Raw genomic sequence first — 20,357 nt, forward strand, 5'->3', positions numbered from 1 at the left:
GTGGTATGAGCACGGACACCACCCCCACCACTGAGACCCTCGACGACGGGCCCGTGGTGACGTTCGCCGATCTCGGCCTGAGCGACGCTGTGCTCAAGGCCGTCAAGGACATCGGTTACGAGACCCCTTCCGCCATCCAGGAAGCCACCATCCCCACCCTCCTCGCCGGGCGCGACGTCGTCGGCCTGGCGCAGACCGGTACCGGCAAGACCGCGGCCTTCGCGCTGCCGATCCTGTCCCGCATGGAGTCCGGCAGCAAGAAGCCCCAGGCGCTCGTGCTGTCCCCGACGCGCGAGCTCGCCCTGCAGGTGTGCGAGGCGTTCGAGCAGTTCGCGTCCCACATGAAGAACGTCCACGTCCTGCCGGTCTACGGCGGCCAGGCGTACGGCGTGCAGCTCTCCGCCCTGCGCCGCGGCGTCGACGTCATCGTCGGCACCCCCGGTCGCATCATGGACCACCTGGCGAAGGGCACGCTCGACCTGTCCGAGCTGAAGTACCTGGTGCTCGACGAGGCCGACGAGATGCTCAAGATGGGCTTCGCCGAGGACGTCGAGACGATCCTCGCCGACACCCCCGACGACAAGCAGGTCGCGCTCTTCTCGGCGACCATGCCCGCGCAGATCCGCCGCATCTCGCAGCAGTACCTGACCGACCCGGCCGAGATCACCGTCAAGACCAAGACGAAGACCGCCGCGAACATCACGCAGCGCTACCTGATGGTCTCGTACCCGCAGAAGGTCGACGCGCTCACCCGCATCCTCGAGGTCGAGGACTTCGAGGGCATGATCATCTTCGTCCGCACCAAGAGCGAGACCGAGACCCTGGCCGAGAAGCTCCGTGCCCGCGGGTACGCCGCCGCCGCGATCAGCGGTGACGTCGCCCAGGCCCAGCGCGAGCGCACGGTCAACCAGCTGAAGTCGGGCAAGCTCGACATCCTGGTCGCCACCGACGTCGCCGCCCGTGGCCTCGACGTCGACCGCATCACGCACGTCGTGAACTTCGACATCCCGGTCGACATCGAGTCCTACGTGCACCGCATCGGTCGTACCGGCCGTGCCGGTCGCTCGGGTGACTCGATCAGCTTCGTCACCCCGCGTGAGCGTCGCCTGCTGTCCGCGATCGAGCGCCACACCAAGCAGCCGCTCACGCAGATGCAGCTGCCGACCATCGACGACGTCAACGAGACGCGCCTGACCCGCTTCGACGACGCCATCACCGCGGCGCTCGAGGACCAGGGCCGGATCGCGGCCTTCCGCGACGTCATCGCGCACTACGTCGAGCACCACGACGTCCCCTCGGACGACGTCGCCGCCGCCCTGGCCGTCGTGGCGCAGGGCGACTCGCCGCTGCTCCTCACCGCAGCCGACGACGCCCTCCGCAGCCAGATGGAGCGCGACGCCCGCCGCAGCGAGCGTGACGAGCGTGGTGCCCGCGACGACCGTGGCGGCCGCAACGACCGCGGCGACCGTGGTGGCGACCGCGACCGTGGTGACCGCGGCGACCGTGGCCCGCGCCGTTCGCAGCCGATGTCCCCGTACCGCATCGAGGTCGGCCGTCGTCACCGCGTCGAGCCGCGCCAGATCGTCGGTGCCCTGGCCAACGAGGGCGGCCTGCGCCGCGACGACTTCGGTGCGATCCAGATCCGACCGGACTTCTCGATCGTCGAACTGCCGGCCGACATGGACCCCGGTGTGCTCGACCGTCTGACCGACACCCGGATCAGCGGCAAGCTCATCGAGATCCGTGCGGACCGCCGTGGTGGTGGCCGCCGCGACGACCGCGACGACCGTCCGGAGCGCAAGCCGCGCTACTGAGACGCGCCGCGTCCGAGACGCGACCACCTTCTGACGGGAGGCCCGGTGCCAGCTGGCACCGGGCCTCCCGTCCGTCGTCGGTGCGGGTCCCGTGCCTGCGAGACGCCGTCGTGTCGGTTCCACGCCGCCGAGTCGGCGAGACGCCGTCGGATTCAGCGGCGTCTCGGGAACACGACGGCGTCTGCCGGTCTGGCCATGCGGCATCTTGCGGTGCGGGGAACCGCAGATCCGACCCGCAGGCGTTCCCCTGGGGTCAGCGCGGTGCTGTGATACGTGGAGCCGTGACGCAGGGAGCCGCGGGGAAGGCAGGGGAACCATCGTGTACCGAGCACTCATCACCGCGGTCGCCGCCGCGGCGCTCGTCTTCGGAGGTGCGGTGCCGGCGACGGCGCACACCTCTCCGTCGGTGCCGGGAGCACCGACCGCCGTCCGCGTCACCGGCGACGCGGACAGTGCCACGCTGACGTGGCGCGGCCCGAAGCACGGCGCGAAGGTGACGGGCTGGAAGGTCGCGGTCGCCGCCGTCGCGAACCGCCACGACCGCCAGGTCGACCGACTCCACCCGCGCGCCCGCTCCGACCGCTTCGACGAGCTCTCGCCCGCGACCACGTACCGCTTCTCGGTGCGTGCCCTCGGACACCGGGGGACCGGCCGCACGATCACGCTGCGCTGGACGTCACCGTCGGTGCCCGAGCCGGAGACGACGCAGTCGCTGTTCGCGCTCGACGGCAACGGTGACGTCGTGCGGTTCGCGGACTCCGGCAGCGGTGCGGAGACCGTCGTCGCGACGGACGGCGAAGGCTTCACCGCGAACGCCGACGGTGACGTGTTCACCCCGTCGGCGGACGGCACCGAGATCCTGCGGGACCCGGCCGACGGCAGCGGGGTCTCGATCATCGCGTCCGGCCTGCACCTGACCCCGGACCTGCGCTCCGACGCCGAGGGCAACCTGTACTGGGTGGACTCGGTGAGCGGTGCGGTGCAGAAGCTGTCCGTCGGCACCTCGACCCCGAAGGTCGTGCTGGACCTGGGTGGCAAGGCCGTCGGGAGCGATCAGCGTTTCTGGACGGTCACCCCGGACGGCAAGGTCGTCGTGCTCGGCGGAACCGTCAGCCAGCCGTACGTCAAGGGCACCGGCATCGCGCCCCGCACGTTCACCGGGCCCGCCGGCTCGACCGTCGGCTACCCCGCCGGTGTGCTCGCGGACTCGCAGGGCAACGTCTACGTCGACATCCGCTCGCCCGGTGCCGCCGGGTCGTGGATCTGGTACCAGCTCAAGCCCGGGGCGACCGAACTGACGAAGATCGAACCGCGGTACGCGTTCGAGTACGCCGCCGCGAACGCGGACGGCTTCTCGCTCCTGCAGTCGGCGCAGTTCTGCCCCGCCCCGTCGGAGTACCCGACCAGCCCGACCGGTTGCACGATCGACCGCGGCATCCCGGACAAGCTCGTGGTGGGCAGCGGCGGGACGTCGACCGTGCCGGTCACCGGGCTGACCGCCGGGTCGCGTGGCGAGCACCTGGGTGCCGCCTCCGCCGACGGGGACGTGTTCGTCTCCATCGACAGCGGCCCCTCGGTCGGGCTGTGGAAGGTCCCCGCTGCGGGTGGAGCTGCGCAGCAGCTCGACGCGGCGCAGTACTCGAGGCTGCTGGTGATCTGACCGGCGGTGCGAGGCGGAAGGGGGTGGGACGCAACGGCGCGTCCCACCCTCTTCCGTGTGTGGCGTCGGCGGGTTGTGGCGCCGGCGGTGGCGGTGGCGGTGTCGGCGGCTTTGTTTCAGGCCGCGCCGGCGGCCGTCCGGCGGCACACCTCGTCCCACGGGGTCGGCTCGATGCCGAAGTGCGCCCGGCTCTCGCGGTCGTCGACCACGTACGGCGCGGTCCACTGGTAGGTCAGGTCGGCCAGCTCGCGCATCATCGGCGACACGAGCCCGCCGACGCGGAACAGGGCCGCGGGCATCCGGCGCACCGGCACCGCGGGCGTCCCCGCCGCCGCGAGGACGTCGGTGAGGGCCTGCCGCTGCGTCCGCGCTGCGTTGCTCGGCACCATCCACGTGCGGCCGTGGGCGCTCTCGTCCTCGGCGGCGGCGACGAGGGTCCGGGCGACGTCGAGCACGTCGGTGAAGGTGTGCGGCAGGTCCGTGCGACCGACCATCGACACCGCCCGGCCCCGCAGTGCCGCCGGCAGCACGCGGGTGACGTGCCCGTTCGCGCCGATCCCGGGGCCGAGGTAGTCCGAGGCGCGGACCTCGACGGCGCGGACCCGGCCGGCGTCGTGCGCAGCGAGGGCATCGGCCCACAGCGTCGCCCGGAGCACCCCCTTGTGGTCGGTGGCGGCGTCCGGCAGTCCCTCGTGCATCGGCCCGTCGACCGGGCCGTACGGGTACAGGTTCCCGGTGATGGCGTAGGTCGCCCCGGTGCGTTCGGCCGCGGTGAGCAGGGCTGCGGCGAGCGGGGGCCAGGTGCGCTCCCACTGCGTGTAGTCGCCGGGGTTCGCGCAGTTGTAGAGGGTGGCTGCTCCCTCGGTGGCGCGGGAGAGGGCGTCGGCATCGGAGGCGTCGAGCGCGAGGTGCTCGACACCGGCGATGCCCGTGCTGCGACCGGAGCGGGAGACGACGGTGACGCGGTCGCCCCGGACGGTCAACAGCTCCGCGACGTGCCGGCCGACGGGGCCGGCGCCGACGATGAGGTGGTGGGGCATGGGCTCCTGCTTCCTGGTTGATCGCTTCTTGGTCGATCGCTTCGTGGTCGTTGCGAGAGCACCGCTCTCGGAATCGAGCATGACGGCTCGCCTACGCGAAAGCAAGAGCAGTGCTCTCCTTTGTGTGCGCTGCTCTCTCGTGCCAGGATCGTCGGATGGCACCCACCGCCCGAGCACTCGCACGGCAGACGGTCACCGCGGACATCCTGGCCGCGGCACGCACCCGCCTGACCGAAGAGGGTCCGGCCGCCCTCAGCCTGCGTGCCGTCGCCCGTGACGTCGGGATGGTCTCGTCGGCCGTGTACCGGTACTTCCCGAGCCGCGACGACCTGCTGACGGCCCTGCTCATCACCGACTACGACGAACTCGGCGCCGCGGTCGAGGCCGCCGGTGCCGCGGCCGGACCGGCTCCCGGTGCACGCTGGGTCGCGATGTGCCGGGCGATCCGCGACTGGTCGATCGCGCACCCGGGGGACTTCGCGCTGCTGTTCGGCTCGCCCGTGCCGGGCTACGCGGCGCCGCGCGAGACCGTCGTGCCCGCGTCGCGGACGGCGCTGGCGCTGGTGCGCGTGGTCGCGGACGCCGTCGGGTCCGGTGCGCCTGGTGCGTCGGACTCGTCCGTCACGTCGACGCCGGGGGCGGCCGGGAGGCCCGGATCACCCACCGCGCCCACGGCGGCTCCCGGGGTGGCCGGTCCCGCCGTCGCCGACGGGGTCGCCACCCTGCGCTCGTTCGGCATCACCCTGCCCGACGAGGTCCTGGTCCGCACCCTGATGGCCTGGACGACGGTGTTCGGGACGATCTCGTTCGAGCTCTTCGGGCACTTGGTCGGTTCCGTGTCCGACCCAGCCGCCTACTTCGACCAGGTCATCGTGCGCCTGGCGGATGACCTGGGGTTCACCGCCACGTTCTGACGCGCGTGCTGTCCCCAGATCGGGTGCGCAGCCTGACAGAGGCCCCGCCCGTGCGGTAGACAGGTCGTCACGCCGAGGTCGTGCCCGATGACCGGAGCGGACGACCGGCACGGTGCCCTCGGGGCAGCTGCCGGCCGGAACCACACTCGGGCGTGTGCGACGCGGCCGGGGCCCGCGCTGATCAGGAGGCATGCTTGCGACGCAGCACGTGCGGCGGCACGACGGACGGGGCGACCCGGTGACCGCGCTCGACGTCAGCCGACAGGACCGCCGCCGCCTGACCACCGGCACCGCCCGCCGACGCCTGGTGACCGTGCGGACGGTGGCGCTCCTGGCGTCCCTCGCCGGGGTCAACTACATCGTGTGGCGCTGGGCGGCCTCGGTGAACTGGCACTCGTGGTGGATCGCGGTGCCGCTGATCCTCGCCGAGACCTACAGCGTCATCGACTCCCTGCTCTTCGCCCTCGGGGCCTGGCGGCTCCGGGAGCGCGGCGAACCACCGGCGAAGCCGTCCACCGACGTCACCGTCGACGTCTTCATCACGACCTACAACGAGCCGATCGACCTGGTCGAGCGCACCGCCCGGGCCGCGAAGGCGATCACGCACCCGCACACCACCTGGATCCTCGACGACGGCAACCGCCCCGAGATGCGTGCGGCGGCCGACGCGCTCGGCATCGGCGTCATCACCCGCGGCGCCGACTGGGTGGACCGACCCCGGCACGCCAAGGCCGGCAACCTCAACAACGCCCTGCTCGCGACCCAGGGCGAGTTCCTGCTCATCCTCGACGCCGACCAGGTGCCCGATCCGGCGATCCTCGACCGCACCCTCGGCTACTTCAAGGACCCGAAGATGGCGCTCGTGCAGACGCCACAGTGGTTCGAGAACGTGCCGGACGACGACCCCCTCGGCAGCCAGGCGCCGCTGTTCTACGGTCCGATCCAGCAGTCGAAGGACGGCTGGAACGCCGCGTTCTTCTGCGGGTCGAACGCCATCCTGCGACGTGAAGCGCTCATGCAGCTCGGCATCTCGCGCTACGTGGCCGAGGTCGAGGCGTCCGTGCAGCGCACCCTCGCGACTTCGCGCAAGCTCCTCGCCCGCTCCCGTGAGACCGAGACCGACCCGCGCGTGCTCGCCGCCCTCGACGACGCCGAGGCCGTGGTGGACCAGGCGCGCGAACAGGTCCGCGCCGGTGAGCCCCTCGGTGACGTGACCTACGCGTTCCAGCGAGGGATCGACGCCATCGCGTTCCGGTTCGCCGCCGCCGACCTCGAGTCCGTGCGGAACGACCTGCAGGAGCTCGCGGCGATGTCGACCGACGCCAACACCTTCGCCGGTCTCGACGACGCCGCGCTCGACGTGCTCGGCCGGCGCGAGGCTTCACCGGTCGCCGCCATCGAGTCCATCGCGGTGCTCGCCCGTGCCCTCGACGTCAACCGCGACGACGAGGCGCAGCCGATCATGCCGCTGGCGACGATCTCGGTGACCGAGGACATGGCCACGGCGATGCGCCTGCACGGCCTCGGCTGGAAGTCTGCGTACCACGACGAGATCCTGGCGAAGGGCCTGGCCCCCGAGGACCTGCCGACGATGCTCGTGCAGCGACTCCGCTGGGCGCAGGGCACCATGCAGGTGTTCTTCCGCGAGAACCCCCTGGTGCAGAAGGGGCTGTCGTGGGGGCAGCGGCTCATGTACTTCTCGACGATGTGGAGCTACCTGTCGGGGTTCGCCGCGATCGTCTACATCGCCGCCCCGGTGCTCTGCCTGTCGTTCGGGGTCATCCCGGTGCAGGCCTACAGCGTCGACTTCTTCGCCCGGCTCATCCCGTTCCTGGTGTGCAACCAGCTGCTGTTCTGGGTGGTGGCCGCCGGCAGACCGACCTGGCGCGGGCAGCAGTACTCGCTCGCCCTGTTCCCGGTCTGGATCGAGTCGGTGACCAGCGCGTTCCAGAACGTCTACCGGGGCAAGCCGCTCGGGTTCCGCGTCACCCCGAAGGTGCGCGACGAGACCGAGCAGAAGCCGCGGTGGGACCTGGTCAAGCCGCAGCTGTACGCCATGGGTGCCCTGGTCGCCGCCCTGGTCATGATCGGCATCCGCTACCTGACCGGCCAGGCCGAGGGGATCGCACCGCTCGTGAACACCGCGTGGGTCGTCTTCGACCTGTTCATCTTCAGCATCGTGATCCGGGCCGTCCGGTACCGCGGCCCGGCCACCCCAGCCCAGTCCGAACACGAGTCGAGCACCGCCGGAGGACCCCTGTGAGCACCGAGACCACGTTCGAGGTCGCCGCGACGCCCGACTCCCTCGACGAGGTGCAGGACCGCTTCGCCGCGTGGTGGGACAGCCTGGGCATCGACGACGTGCGGCTCCGGTTCGCACTCGAGACCGCGTTGGCCGAGGTCGCCGCGAACATCGTCGAGCACACCGTCCGCGCCGACCGGGGGACCGGGCGCCGGTACACGGTGCACCTCGAGGCCACCGACCAGGCCCTGACCGCGGTGCTGACCGACAACGGGATGCCCGTCGACATCGACCTGAGTGCCGTCACCATGGCCGACGTCGAGCAGGAGAGCGGGCGCGGTCTCGCCCTCGCCATCGCCGCGCTCGACCGCCTCGAGCACCGGCACGAGCCCGGCCACAACGTCTGGACGCTTGCGTGCGACCGGTGAAGCAGCCGGTGGTCCGTGCGGTCGCCCTCCTCGTCACGATCGCCACGCTCCTGCTCGGTGGTGCGCTGCCGGCGTCGGCTGCGTCCGTGCAGACCGCCGCCGCCGTGCAGCCGGCCGAGGGGACGACGTGGTTCGGCCCCGACCTCGACTGGGCCAGCGATTCGCCCGAAGGGTACGAGGGACGGCTCGGCGCGACGCCGTCGATGTACGGGGTCTCCGTCGACTACCCGCTCGACGGCACGGCGAAGCAGGAACTCCTCCGCTCGGCGCGTGCGGCCGCGACCCAGGGCGCGGTGCTCGTCGTGAGCCTCGAACCCGACCGCGAACTGCGGTCGCTCGACACCGCGGACACCCGTGCCGTCAACACCGTGTTCGAGGACCTGCACGACCAGTACGACACCCAGGTGCTCGTCCGGTTCGCACCGCAGATGAACGGCACGTGGGTCCGCTGGGGCCAGCAGCCGACGGAGTTCGTCCGGGCGTTCCGGGCGCTCGGCACGGCCGTGCACGCGGGCACGTCGGACGCGCTCATGGTCTGGTCGCCTGGGTACGGTGCCGGCTACCCGTTCGGCGAGTCCGCCGGGCGGCTGCGGAACCTGTCCCCGGTCGACGTCGCGAAGGCGGACACGAACGGCGACGGACAGCTCACCGGTGCCGACGACCCGTACGGGCCGTACTGGCCGGGCGCCGAGGCCGTCGACTGGGTCGGGCTCTCGATGTTCTCGTACGGCAAGGGCGACCCGACCGAAGCCGCAGGTCGCGCCGTGCCGCTCACCCGCAGCGGTGAGGTCGAGTCGCGGTTCGACGAGGACTGGGGTTACGACCAGCCGCAGTCGGGCACGTTCTACGACCGGTTCGCGGTGGCCGACGACCGTCCGATGCTGCTCGACACCGGTGCCCTGTACAACCGCGAGCTGCAGGGCGACGCCGAGCTCCAGGTCAAGCGGAGCTGGTGGCGGCAGGTGCTCGCCGCCGTGCAGGAGCGCCCGCTGATCCGGGGCATGACCGTGCTCGAGGCGGAGCGACGCGAGCCCGAGGCCGGCAACCGCGTGGCCGACTGGCGGCTCACCGCGGACCCGGACGTCGCGGAGGCCTTCCGCGCCGATCTCGAGCGGTCCGGTGACTTCGCCTTCGGCCCGGTCACCGACCGCGTGACCGTGCAGCAGGGCAACGCCGCGATCTCCCAGGAGTACGAGACCGGCGGCGACCAGATGGCGTGGATCGTCTGGCTGGCCGCCGGCCTGGCGATCGTGTTCCTGCTGAGCGGGGTGTTCGGTCGGCTGCTGCCGAGCTGGCGCTACCCCGACGACGGCAAGCCCGGCCGTGACCTGCGCCTCGACCTGTTCCGCGGGTTCATCATCCTCGCCGTGGTGATCACCCACATCGAGATCGGCGGGCCGTACTCGTACCTCACGCTGCACGCCGTCGGGGCGATCACCGGCGCCGAGATGTTCGTGTTCCTGTCCGGCATGGTCCTCGGCATGACGTACCCGTTCGCCGTGAAGAAGTTCGGCGAGTGGGCGGCCGCGATCGGGGCGTGGAAGCGCGCGCGCAAGCAGTACGTCGTCACGCTCGTGGTGATCCTGGTGGTCTTCGCGCTGAGTTTTGTCCCGTTCCTGAACACCGACGCCATCACCACGTTCACCGACCGCGGCACGGGCACCGGCGGCGTCGAGGCCGAGGGCCGGGTCTACGACCTGTACCCGAACGCGATGCAGCTGCTCGCCTACCCGCCGCCCTGGTACGCGATCCGGCAGTTCCTGCTGCTCGAGATGGGGCCGTGGCCGTTCAACATCATGGGCCTGTTCGTGGTGCTGAGCCTGTTCATCCCGGCGTTGATCTGGGTGATCCGCCGCGGGTTCTGGTGGGTGGTCCTCGCCGCCAGCTGGGCGCTCTACGTGTTCCAGGCGCTCAACCCCGACTTCCGTCCGCTGAACTCACAGTTCGAGGCGGTGTTCCCCCTGTTCACCTGGCAGGTGGTGTTCACCCACGGGCTCGTGCTCGGGTACTACCGGCGGCAGATCGTCGGCGCGCTCACCGGACGTCTCGGCAAGGTCCTGGTCGGCGTCGCCGTCGGCGGGTACGCGGCGTTCCTGGTCTACGTGTGGGCCGGTGACCACTTCGGGTTCACCCCGGTGCCGTTCCCGGCGACGATGTACGAGTCCCTGTACAACACGGCGTACCAGCGGGTGGACCTGCAGTGGGGCCGCCTGGTGGACATCGCGTTCTTCGCGGTCGTGTCGTACGCGATCCTCACCGTGTTCTGGAAGCCCATCGCCGCAGCGATCGGCTGGCTCTGGATCCCGCTCGGGCAGGCGAGCCTGTACGTGTTCGTCTGGCAGGTGTTCTTCGCCCTGGCGATCGCGTCGATCCCCGGTGTGCCGTGGGGGGACTTCTGGATCGGGTTCGTGGTGCACACCGCGCTGATCCTGCTGGCCTGGTACATGGTCCGCAAGAAGTTCCTGTTCTCGGTCATCCCGCGCTGACCGCGCGCACGGATGGTGAGCAGGAATGGTCGGGTCCGACGTGCGGACCCGACCATTCCTGCTCACGAAGCGAGGGCAGACGGACGGGAGGCCCGTGGCGGCGTCGCCACGGGCCTCCCGTCCGTCCTGCGGTCGCGTCTCAGGACGCGGGCAGGCGCTCGCGCAGGGCGCCGCGGACCGACTCCCACCCGGCCAGGCGGTCGCGGATCGCGTCGTCCTGCTCGGCGGCCAGGGCGTCCCGGTGCGCCTGTTCGAGCACCTCGTCGATGACGACCCGGCGCCCGCTGCGCGCCGACGTGATGGCCGCATCGACCATGGTCAGGCTCATCACGTTGCCGTGCACCTCGCCGTCCGGCACCTCGCCGGAGCGGACCGCCCGGACGAAGGACGCCAGCGACCCGGCGATCTCGTGCCCGACCGACGGCGCAGCGGCAGGGGAACCGGGAGTGCCGTCGAGGTCGCTCGACGGGTCGTGGTCGCCGTCCCAGAGCGCCGTGCCGGCCGCTCCGGAGGCACGCCAGTCGCCGTTCCACGAGGTCTCGGCACCCGGCGCGCACCACGAGCCGTCGTAGACGTAGCGGACGTCGTCCTCGAACGTGAAGACGGCTGCGGCGGCCGCGTCGCCCCGGTACCAGGACCACGACGGGTTCCACGACTCGCAGTACACCGACACCGGGTCGCGTTCGAGCACGTACCGGGCGGAGTCGAAGGCGTGGATGGCCATGTCGAGCAGCAGGACGTCGTCCATCTCCTCGCGGAACCCACCGAAGTGCGGCGCCTTCGCGAATCGGGTGCTCAGCCCGCCCACCGCACCGAGGTCGCGGACGTGCTGCCGGAACGCGACGAGCTGGTCGTTGTACCGACGGGACTGCGACACCATGAACAGCTTGCCGGTGGCCTCGGCGGCGGCGGCGAGCGAGAGCGCCTCGGCGACGGTCTGCGCGGCTGGTTTCTCGCCGAGCACGGGGAGCCCGGCACGGAGCGCCTGCAGGGTGACCGGGTGGTGCGCGACCGGCACGGTGATGTCGAGGACGGCCTCGGCACCGGTCTCGGCGGCCAGCGCGGTCAGGTCCGTGCCGACCGGGATCGACGGGTCGCCGGCGTGCTCCGCCCCGGCGCGTGCGGCGTCGAGGTCGAGGTCGACGATGCCGACCAGCTCGACCTCGGGGTCGGCGGCGACGGTGGCGAGCCAGGCCCGCCCCATCCCGCCGGCGCCGACCTGCAGGACGCGGAGGGGGCTCACGCCTGCGCCCCGTCGCGCTCGGCTGCCTGCTCGCTGGCCGCCGGCTCGCTGGCTGCCGGCTCGGCGGTCTCGGGCTCGGCGTCGTCGAACGGGCCGCGGTAGTGCTGCCCGTCGAAGTACTCGCCCAGGTCGTAGCGGCGGAGTGTCGGGATCTCCCGCTCCCGCTCGGGCCGGGCCCACTCGGCGCCGTTCGCGATCACGCGGCGGACGTCCGGGTGGTGGTAGACGGGGAAGTCCTGGTCACCGGGGGAGAAGTAGAAGATCTTCCCGAGGCCGCGGCGGTACGTCATGCCGCTCCGGAACACCTCGCCGCCCGTGAAGCCCGAGATGAACACGAGCTCGTCGGGCGTCGGGACGTCGAAGTACTCGCCGTACATCTCCTGCTCGGGGATGACGATCGGGTTCGGCACCCCGCGGGTGATCGGGTGCTGCGGGTTGACGGTCCAGACGAGCTCCTGGTCGTGCTCGCTGCGCCAGCGGAGGGTGCAGGTGGTGCCCATCAGCTTGCCGAAGATCTTCGACCAGTGCCCGGAGTGCAGGACGAGCAGCCCCATGCCGGAGAGCACGTGCTTGTGCACGCGGTCGACCACGGCGTCGTCGACGTCCTGGTGTGCGGCGTGCCCCCACCAGGTGAGGACGTCGGTGTTCGCGAGGACCTCGTCGGTGAGGCCGTGCTCGGGCTCCTGCATGGTGGCGGTCCGGACGACGGCCTCGGGCAGGTGCTCGCGGATGCCGTCCGCGATCGCGCCGTGCATGCCGTCGGGGTACCGCTCGGCGACGTGCTGCTCGACCTGTTCGTGGACGTTCTCGCCCCAGACGGTGATGCGGAGCGGGGTGGTGGTCATGGTGTGTGCCTTTCGGGGGATGCGTGGCGGCGTCGGTCCGGTGCCGTCACTTGACGGCACCGCCGAGGGCACCAGCGGAGATGTACTTCTGCGCGAAGATGAGCAGGACAGCAGCGGGCAGGGACGCCAGCACCGAGGTCGCCATGACGGGCCCCCAGTCGGTGACGTTCGACCCGATGTAGTTGTAGATGCCGAGCGTGATCGGTCGGACCGCGGTCGTCGACGTCAGGGTCAGTGCGATGAGGAAGTCGCCCCACGCGCCGAGGAAGGTGAAGAGCGCCGCGGTGACGATGGCGTTCCGGCTGATCGGCACGACGATCGACACGAACGCCCGGAAGTCGCTGGCGCCGTCGACCAGTGCGGCCTCGACCAGGCTCGGCGGGATTGACTCCATGAACGCCCGCATGAGCAGGATGGCGAAGGGCACCTGGACCGCGCTGTCGGCCAGGATCAGGCCGACGTAGCTGTTGAGCAGCCCGATGTTGTTGAACAGCGTGTACAGCGCGTTCGCGATGACGATCGCCGGGATCATCTGGGTGATCAGCAGCACGAGCAGGAACACCCGGCCGCCGCGCATCCGGAACCGTGCGAGCCCGTACGCGGCGGGTGTCGCGATGGCCAGCGTCAGCAGGACGGTACCGAGTCCGATGATCATGCTCGACACGAAGTTCTGCCCCTGCTGGGCGAACGCGGCCTGGTACCCGGCGAAGGTGGGGGAGAACGGGAACCACGTCGCCGTGGCGGCCCCGGACGTCGCCTGCAGGCTGGTGTTCACCATCCAGTAGACGGGGAACACCATGATCGCGAGGAACACGCAGCCGAGGATCGTGAACGGGACGCCCTTGGCCGAACCGCGTGGCCGGGGAGCACGGGCGCTCTTGGTCGTGATCGCGCGGGTGGCGGTGACGGTCTGGTTCGCGAGTCCGACGCTCATTCGTCGACCGCCTTCCGTGAGATCGCGATGTAGACCATCGCGAAGACGAACGAGACGACGATCAGCACGTTGCTGACCGCGGCTCCGATGCCGAACTGGAAGTTGATGAACGACTGGTGGTAGGCGTTCGTGGCCAGGGTCTGGGTCGAGTTCGCCGGGCCGCCGCCGGTCAGGCCGAGGATGATGTCCACGACCTTCAACGTGTAGACGACCCCGAGCACGATCACGACGCTGACCACCGACCGGATGCTCGGCCACGTGATGTACCAGAACGCCTTGAACCCGGTGGCGCCGTCGAGCGAGCCGGCCTCGTAGAGCTCCGGGGGCACGGACTGCAGACCGCTGTACAGGATCGTCGTGTTGAACGGGATGCCGAGCCAGACGTTGACGCCGATCACGGCGATGAGCGCCAGGCTCGGGCTGACCAGCCACGGCACGGGGGCGATGCCCACCACTCCGAGGAGCTGGTTGAGCGCGCCGCTGTCCTGGTCGAGCAGCCACTTCCACACCGCGCTCGACGCGATGAGCGGCAGGAGCCACGGCAGGAGCAGGAGCCCCCGCAGGAAGCCCGACAGCGGGAAGTGTCGGCGGAAGAACAGCGCCAGGCTCAGCCCGATGACGAACTGCAGGATGATCGAGCCCGCCGTGAACAATGCGGTGTTCACGAGGCTCGTCGTGAAGACCGAGCTCTGGAACACCGAGATGTAGTTGGCGAGTCCCACCCAGGGGGCCTCGCCGGTGAAGAAGGTCGCCGTCGTGTAGTCCTGGAAGGACATGACGATGTTCTTCACCACCGGGTAGCCGAAGAAGACGGCCACGAAGACCGCCGCTGGCACCACGAAGAGCCATCGGGTCACGCCGGATCGGAACCGGGCTCGTCGTTGCCCGGGTCGTGGTGTCGTCACGGGCGGGATCGTCCGTGGTCGTGTCTGTGTCGAGGCGCTCACGCCGGGGTCCTTTCCTCGTCGCCGGAGGGAGCCGACCGGTCGGCCGGCTCCCCGTGGACTACTGCTCTTGGGACTGCGCCTGCTTGAGCGCTGCCTCGGGGCTGGCCTTGCCGGTGAGGGCGAGCTGGACGGCGGTGTAGATCTTCGTGGCGGCCTTGGGCCAGTCGGGTCCGAGCTCACCGGTGCGGGCGCGAGCGGTCTGCACCGTGGTCACGAAGGACGCGACCTGCGGGTGGTCCTTCGCCCACGCGGCGCCGGCCTCGAGGTTCGTCGGCACGTTGCCGCTCACCTCGGACAGGGCCTTCTGCATCTTCTGGGTGTGCAGGCAGCCGACGAACTTGCCGGCGAGCTGCATCTTGTCCTTGTCGCCGGTCTGCGGGACGGTGAAGGCCTCGCCGCCGAGCGGTGCGACCGTGGCCTCGCCGGTGCGTGTCGGGATCGGCACGCTGTCGAACTCGAGGCTCTTCTTCTCGTTGAGCGCCGGGAGCTGCCAGGGGCCGTTGATCATCATCGCGGCCTTGCCGGCCAGGAACTGGTTGTTGACGTCCGCCTGGGCCCAGTTGATCGAGCTCTTGGACATCGAGCCGTCGTCCTGCAGATCCTCGACGAGCTGCAGGGCCTGGGTGGCGTCCGCGGTGGCGATGTTCTTCTCGTCACCACCGTTCGACCAGAAGAAGGGCAGGAACTGCCAGGTGCCCTCGTACGTGTTGATGTTGCTCATCGCGAAGCCGTAGGTCGAACCCTTGGTGAGCTTCTTCGCGGCGGCCTTGAGTTCGTCCCACGTCTTGGGCGGCTGGACACCGGCGTCCGAAAGCAGCTTCTTGTTGTAGTAGAGCGCGATGGAGTTCGTGTTCGACTGCAGGCCGTAGAGCTTGCCCTTGTAGGTGCTCGCCGCCTTCACGCCGGGGACGTCGCCGTCGGCGTCGAGCCCGTAGGCCGACAGGTCGGACAGCGCACCAGACGAGGCGATCTGCTGCACGTCGGGGTTGTCGAGCATGAGGACGTCGGGCAACGTCTTCGACGACGCCTGCTGCAGCACCTTCGAGATCAGGCCGGCACCGGCGACGTGGTTGATCGTGACCGTCGCGCCGACCTCCTTGGCGCACTGCTTGTAGACCGGGTTGTAGTTCGCGTCGTAGTAGTCCTCGATCGTCAGGGCCTTGCTGCCGCCCGACGAGGCCGAGCCGGAGCCGGAGCACCCGGACAGGACCAGGGGGACCGTGGCGAGCACGGCGACGGCGCCGACGAGGGCGCGGGTCCGGCGCGACTGGGAGGGGAATCTTTGCTTCATTGCAGAGCTCTTCTCTTGACGGATGCTGGGACAGGCACGCATCGACGAGGCCGCTGACGTCATCGTCGCTGTGCTCCTGGGGCGAGAAGCTAACAGATAAGCGCTTCACCTGTAAAGCGCTTTTCTGACTTGACGAGCGCTAGGATCGGCGGCATGGCCACGATGCAGCAGGTCGCCGATCGGGCGGGGGTCTCGATCGCCACCGTGTCCTTCGTGGTGAACGGGACGAAGTACGTGACCCCCGGAACCACGGCGCGGGTGCGGACCGCGATGCGCGAGCTGAAGTTCCGCGGCAACGTCGTCGCCCGTGCGCTCGCGAGCCGGCGGACTCGGATCATCGCACTGCTGTTCCCGACCACCGGCAACCGCTTCAGCCCGACCACCTCGCAGTTCTTCATGAGCGCGGCGGAGCGTGCGTCCGAGCGGGGGTACCACCTCGTGCTCTGGCCCGTGGACCCCGCGGGAGACGACCTCGACGACCTCGTGTCCGGCGGGCTCGTGGACGGCGTCATCCTGATGGAGGTGCGGATGGACGACCCTCGCGTCGCCGTCCTCACCGACCTGGACGTGCCGTTCACCCTGATCGGCCGGACCCGTGACAGCAGCGGGCTGCCCTTCGTCGACATCGACTTCGAGACGACGATCGAGGACAGCCTCGACCACCTCCAGGCCCTCGGGCACCGGCGGTTCGGGCTCGTCCTCGAGGACCTCGAGGGCACCCCGATGGCCGGCTACGCACCGCACCTGCGCGTCGATTCGACGTTCCGGCAGGCGATGGTCGAGCGCGGACTGACCGGGACGATCGTCACGGCTGGGCCCGGCAGTGACGGCGGGCGGCAGGCCACGAGTGACCTGCTCGCGGCGGACCCCGACGTCACCGCCGTGCTCGTCATGAAGGACGACTCGTCCGCCGGCGTCCTGGTCGGGCTCTACACCGCTGGGCGGCGGGTCCCCGAGGACGTCTCGGTGCTCAGCATCGCGTCGTCCGAGGCGAACGCGGACCAGCACTACCCGCGGCTGTCGACGATGGTCGCTCCGGGCCCGGAGCTCGGTGTGCGGGCCGCCGACGCCCTCATCGAGCAGCTCGATGGCACCTCCGAGGACCTGCCGCACTTCCTGCTGCCGTGCACGCTGCGGATCGCCGAGTCCACGGCCCCCGCCCCGGCCTGACCACCCGCCGGCCACGTTTCGGGCTGAGCGACAGTTCGCGGGGCCGCGAACACGTGAACTGTCGTCCACCGCGAAAGCGCGGCACCACCCGCCGCCGCCTGGCGGACAGACCAGGCTCCGCCTGGTTGTGTGGATGCACAGGTTCGCAGCACCACACGTCGAGGAGGACGGATGGCAATCGACCGGAGGACGTTCATGCTCGGGGGAGCGGGGGTGCTGCTGCTCGCCGGCTGCTCCACCCGACCCGAGCGCACGCGCGTCGAGGACTGGCCCACCGAACCGCCCGAGGGCGAGGCGACGATCAGCTGGTGGGCCGGCCAGGTCGCCTCGAAGGACGGCGGTGACCTGCGCCGCCGGCTCATCGCGGAGTTCCAGAAGGAGCACCCGAACATCCGCGTCCGGATCGTCAGTGCCCCGAGCGACACCGACACGAACCGCACCAGCCTGACGACCCAGATCGCGGCCGGCAGCAGCACGCCGGACGTCTACCTGGGCGACGTCGCCTGGCCCGGGCAGTTCGCGAAGAACAAGCTCGCGACCCCCGTGAACCAGCTCGTCGGCGAGCACTTCTTCGACCAGTTCCCCGAGGGCCTGCGGCTGGCGGCGAGCGTCGACGGAACCTACTACATGTTCCCGCTCTACATCGACGAGTCGTTCTTCCTGTACCGGAAGGACCTGCTCGCGAAGCACTCCCTGCAGGTGCCGGGATCGTGGGAGGAAGTGCGCGAGACCGCCGCGAAGCTCGTCGACACCGGCGACGTGTCGTACGGGTTCGCGTTCCAGGGCGACGTGTACGAGGGACTGACCTGCAACGTCACCGAGTTCGTCGCCGACGCGGGCGGGTCGCTGCTCAACGACGACCTCACGAAGCCCGAGACGACGAGCTCCGAGACCAAGCGCGCGTTCGAGTTCATGCGGTCGCTGGTCACGTCGGGAGCGTCGCCACGGGCCACCCTGACGTACCAGGAGCAGGACACCAACGACGCCTTCTCCGGCGGCCGCGCGGCGTTCCTCCGCAACTGGTCGTACGCGTGGGGGATCGCGAACGGCCCGGACAGCCAGGTCGCCGGCAAGGTGGGGCTCGCCGCCCGGCCGACGTTCGACGGCATGGACGAGCACCACTCGACGATCGGTGGGTGGGGGAACTACATCAACCCGCACACCCAGGAGCCCGCGGCGGCACTGACCTTCGCGCGCTGGATGTCGAGCGAGACCGCGCAGCAGTTCCTGACCCGCGAGGGCGGGGTCCTGCCGGCCCGAAGCGCCTCGCTCGTGAGCGAGGACGCGAAGCGGCAGAAGCGCCCGACCTACGACACGGCGGCGGGCATCACGCTCGTGCCCCGCCCGACCTCGACGGCCTACTACCCGAAGGTCTCGCAGGGCGTCTACCAGAACGGCAACAGCATCCTCGGCGGGCAGGCGTCCGTCGACGGTGGCACCAGCGCGATGGCCTCCGCCATCTCGCTCGCCCTGCAGGGAGCAGCGCTGTGAGCGCCGGCACGGCGACACGACCGGCACGGCCTGGAGGCACGGGTCGCGTCGATCCGCCGCCCCGGCCTTCGGGGCGGTCGCGTCTCGACCGCATCCGCTCGCGGGGCGCGTGGGGCTTCGCGGCCCCGGCGCTCCTGGTGGTCGCAGCGGTGACGATCTTCCCGGTCGTGTACTCGGTCGTCCTGAGCTTCGCGGACGTCGAGGTCGGCTACGAGGGCTTCACGATCCAGTCGTTCGGGTTCGACAACTACGCGGCCCTGCTGCAGAGCGCCGACTGGTACCGGGCGCTGGGCTTCACCGTGCTCTACACGGTGGTGACGGTGTCGGTCGAGCTCGTGCTCGGCATGCTCGTCGCACTGGTGCTCGAGCGGCTCGGGGCCACCCGCGGCTGGATGCTCGCGCTCATGCTCATCCCGTGGTCGCTCGTGACCATCGTCAACGCGCAGCTGTGGAAGTACATCTACGACAGCACCTACGGCGTCGCGACGTGGTTCTTCGGGTTGTTCGGGGACGCTCCGGTGATCCTCGGCGAACCGGTGCCCGCGATCACCGGGCTGATGGTCGCGGACATCTGGAAGACGACGCCGTTCGTCGCGATCATCCTGCTCGCCGGGCTCGTGCAGATCTCGGAAGACCACTACGAGGCCGCCGAGCTCGACGGCGCGAGCACCTGGCAGACGTTCTGGCGCGTGGTGCTGCCGCAGCTCACCCCGACCCTGACGATCGCGGTGCTGTTCCGCATCCTGCAGGCGTTCGGCGTCTTCGACCTGCCGTTCGTGCTGACGAACGGCGGGCCGGGCACCGCCACCCAGTCGCTCGCGATCATGGGGTACAAGGTGCTCTTCCAGGACATCAACATCGGACCGGGCGCGGCGATCGCGACCTCCACCGCGGTCATCGTCGCGGCCGGGTGTCTGCTGTTCCTCCGGGCGTTCCGGAACCAGGCGAAGGGAGGGGACGACTGATGCCCCGTCAACGTGTGCGCAAGGGTTGGCGCAAGTGGGTCAACACCGTCAACGTCAGCGGTGTCGTCATCGCGGTGCTCACCGCGCTGCCGCTCTACTGGCTCGTCACGACGTCGCTCAAGCCGGCGTCCGAGATCGGGCAGTCGCCGCCCACCGTCTGGCCGCAGTCGTTCACCTTCGACAACTTCGTGGTGGCCTTCCGCGACAACGCGCTCGGCCAGTACATGGTGAACAGCGTCATCGTGTCGGTGTCGACCACGGTGATCGTGCTCGCGCTGGCGTTCCTCGCCGGGTACGCCCTGGCCGGCCGGTTCATCCGGGGACGGACGGCGATCATGACCTCGCTGCTCATGCTGTCGGTGTTCCCGGCGATCGCGGTGCTGACGCCGCTGTACCTGCTCGAGCGCAACCTCGGGCTGCTCAACTCGTACCCGGGTCTGATCGTGCCGTACGTGGCGTTCAACCTGCCGTTCGCCATCTGGATCATGCGGAACTACCTGCAGGGGATCCCGTCGACGATCGAGGAGGCGTCCGAGATCGACGGGGCCGGGGCGTGGCGGACCGTGCTGTCGGTGATCCTGCCGATGGCGAAGCCGGGCCTGTTCACGGTCGGCGTCTTCACCTTCACGGCCTCGTGGAGTGAGTTCCTGATGGCCCTGACGTTCAACAGCGAGAACTCGTTCCGGACGATCCCGGTCGGCATCGCGCTCTTCGGGACGCAGTTCACGGTGCCGTTCGCGCAGATCTTCGCCGCGAGCGTCGCTGCGACGGTGCCGATCGTCATCCTGGTGCTGGTGTTCCGCCGCTCGATCGTGTCCGGTCTGACCTCCGGAGCCGTCAAGGGGTGACGGGTGTCCGGCATGCGGAGATAGGTAGAGAACTTACCT

Annotated in this window: 16 protein-coding genes; 10 read left to right on the forward strand and 6 right to left on the reverse strand. The window is 70.2% G+C overall.

What is annotated here, in order from left to right:
• The first annotated feature begins 5 nt into the window (after positions 1-5).
• Both DEJ08_RS03645 and DEJ08_RS03650 read left to right on the forward strand, forming a co-directional pair.
• On the forward strand, positions 6-1,814 hold the full coding sequence (locus DEJ08_RS03645) for a DEAD/DEAH box helicase (protein ID WP_071245939.1): 1,809 nt from the start codon (positions 6-8) through the stop codon (positions 1,812-1,814).
• A gap of 319 nt (positions 1,815-2,133) precedes the next feature.
• Positions 2,134-3,474, forward strand: a complete 1,341-nt coding sequence (locus tag DEJ08_RS03650) for a fibronectin type III domain-containing protein (protein ID WP_181439022.1) — start codon at positions 2,134-2,136, stop codon at positions 3,472-3,474.
• Positions 3,475-3,590: 116 nt separating this feature from the next.
• Here DEJ08_RS03650 and DEJ08_RS03655 read toward each other — a convergent pair whose 3' ends face one another.
• Complete coding sequence (locus tag DEJ08_RS03655; protein ID WP_111054927.1) at positions 3,591-4,514, reverse strand: NAD-dependent epimerase/dehydratase family protein; 924 nt, start codon at positions 4,512-4,514, stop codon at positions 3,591-3,593.
• A 155-nt stretch (positions 4,515-4,669) separates the two neighbouring features.
• Between DEJ08_RS03655 and DEJ08_RS03660 the strand changes: the two genes are divergently transcribed.
• The 4 genes from DEJ08_RS03660 (at position 4,670) to opgC (ending at position 10,584) form a co-directional block, all read left to right on the forward strand.
• Positions 4,670-5,428: a TetR/AcrR family transcriptional regulator gene (locus DEJ08_RS03660; RefSeq protein ID WP_111054926.1), complete on the forward strand. Its 759-nt coding sequence runs from the start codon at positions 4,670-4,672 to the stop codon at positions 5,426-5,428.
• 190 nt (positions 5,429-5,618) lie between these two features.
• Positions 5,619-7,691, forward strand: coding sequence for a glycosyltransferase (locus tag DEJ08_RS03665; protein WP_258367157.1), 2,073 nt, complete (start codon positions 5,619-5,621; stop codon positions 7,689-7,691).
• Positions 7,688-8,098, forward strand: a complete 411-nt coding sequence (locus tag DEJ08_RS03670) for an ATP-binding protein (protein ID WP_111054925.1) — start codon at positions 7,688-7,690, stop codon at positions 8,096-8,098. Before DEJ08_RS03665 ends, DEJ08_RS03670 begins: the two co-directional genes overlap by 4 nt.
• Complete coding sequence (opgC, locus tag DEJ08_RS03675; protein WP_146248516.1) at positions 8,095-10,584, forward strand: OpgC domain-containing protein; 2,490 nt, start codon at positions 8,095-8,097, stop codon at positions 10,582-10,584. Before DEJ08_RS03670 ends, opgC begins: the two co-directional genes overlap by 4 nt.
• A 139-nt stretch (positions 10,585-10,723) precedes the next feature.
• Here opgC and DEJ08_RS03680 read toward each other — a convergent pair whose 3' ends face one another.
• From DEJ08_RS03680 to DEJ08_RS03700, 5 genes are all read right to left on the reverse strand, one after another.
• Complete coding sequence (locus DEJ08_RS03680; protein WP_111054923.1) at positions 10,724-11,827, reverse strand: Gfo/Idh/MocA family protein; 1,104 nt, start codon at positions 11,825-11,827, stop codon at positions 10,724-10,726.
• Positions 11,824-12,672: a ThuA domain-containing protein gene (locus tag DEJ08_RS03685; RefSeq protein ID WP_111033626.1), complete on the reverse strand. Its 849-nt coding sequence runs from the start codon at positions 12,670-12,672 to the stop codon at positions 11,824-11,826. The genes DEJ08_RS03680 and DEJ08_RS03685 overlap by 4 nt, the downstream gene beginning before the upstream one ends.
• 46 nt (positions 12,673-12,718) lie before the next feature.
• The gene (locus DEJ08_RS03690; RefSeq protein WP_111054922.1) at positions 12,719-13,606 is read right to left on the reverse strand and encodes a carbohydrate ABC transporter permease; all 888 of its coding nucleotides are present in this window, start codon (positions 13,604-13,606) and stop codon (positions 12,719-12,721) included.
• Complete coding sequence (locus DEJ08_RS03695; protein ID WP_017886802.1) at positions 13,603-14,463, reverse strand: carbohydrate ABC transporter permease; 861 nt, start codon at positions 14,461-14,463, stop codon at positions 13,603-13,605. Before DEJ08_RS03695 ends, DEJ08_RS03690 begins: the two co-directional genes overlap by 4 nt.
• 148 nt (positions 14,464-14,611) lie before the next feature.
• Entirely contained in the window at positions 14,612-15,844 is a 1,233-nt protein-coding gene (locus DEJ08_RS03700; RefSeq protein ID WP_111024619.1) for a sugar ABC transporter substrate-binding protein, read from the reverse strand.
• A 153-nt stretch (positions 15,845-15,997) separates the two neighbouring features.
• On the opposite strand from DEJ08_RS03700, the gene DEJ08_RS03705 reads away from it, so the two are divergent.
• From DEJ08_RS03705 to DEJ08_RS03720, 4 genes are all read left to right on the forward strand, one after another.
• Positions 15,998-17,014, forward strand: a complete 1,017-nt coding sequence (locus DEJ08_RS03705) for a LacI family DNA-binding transcriptional regulator (RefSeq protein WP_181437826.1) — start codon at positions 15,998-16,000, stop codon at positions 17,012-17,014.
• 171 nt (positions 17,015-17,185) lie between these two features.
• A complete protein-coding gene (locus DEJ08_RS03710; RefSeq protein ID WP_111054921.1) occupies positions 17,186-18,505 on the forward strand; it encodes an ABC transporter substrate-binding protein in 1,320 nt (439 codons plus the stop codon).
• On the forward strand, positions 18,502-19,470 hold the full coding sequence (locus DEJ08_RS03715) for a carbohydrate ABC transporter permease (protein ID WP_175330840.1): 969 nt from the start codon (positions 18,502-18,504) through the stop codon (positions 19,468-19,470). Before DEJ08_RS03710 ends, DEJ08_RS03715 begins: the two co-directional genes overlap by 4 nt.
• Positions 19,470-20,318 carry a carbohydrate ABC transporter permease gene (locus tag DEJ08_RS03720; RefSeq protein WP_027464448.1) on the forward strand — a complete coding sequence of 283 codons (849 nt, stop codon included), beginning with the start codon at positions 19,470-19,472 and terminating at the stop codon, positions 20,316-20,318. Before DEJ08_RS03715 ends, DEJ08_RS03720 begins: the two co-directional genes overlap by 1 nt.
• Positions 20,319-20,357 lie beyond the last annotated feature (39 nt).

Origin of the sequence: Curtobacterium sp. MCLR17_054, from assembly GCF_003234335.2 — a bacterium.
Lineage (GTDB): Bacteria > Actinomycetota > Actinomycetes > Actinomycetales > Microbacteriaceae > Curtobacterium > Curtobacterium flaccumfaciens.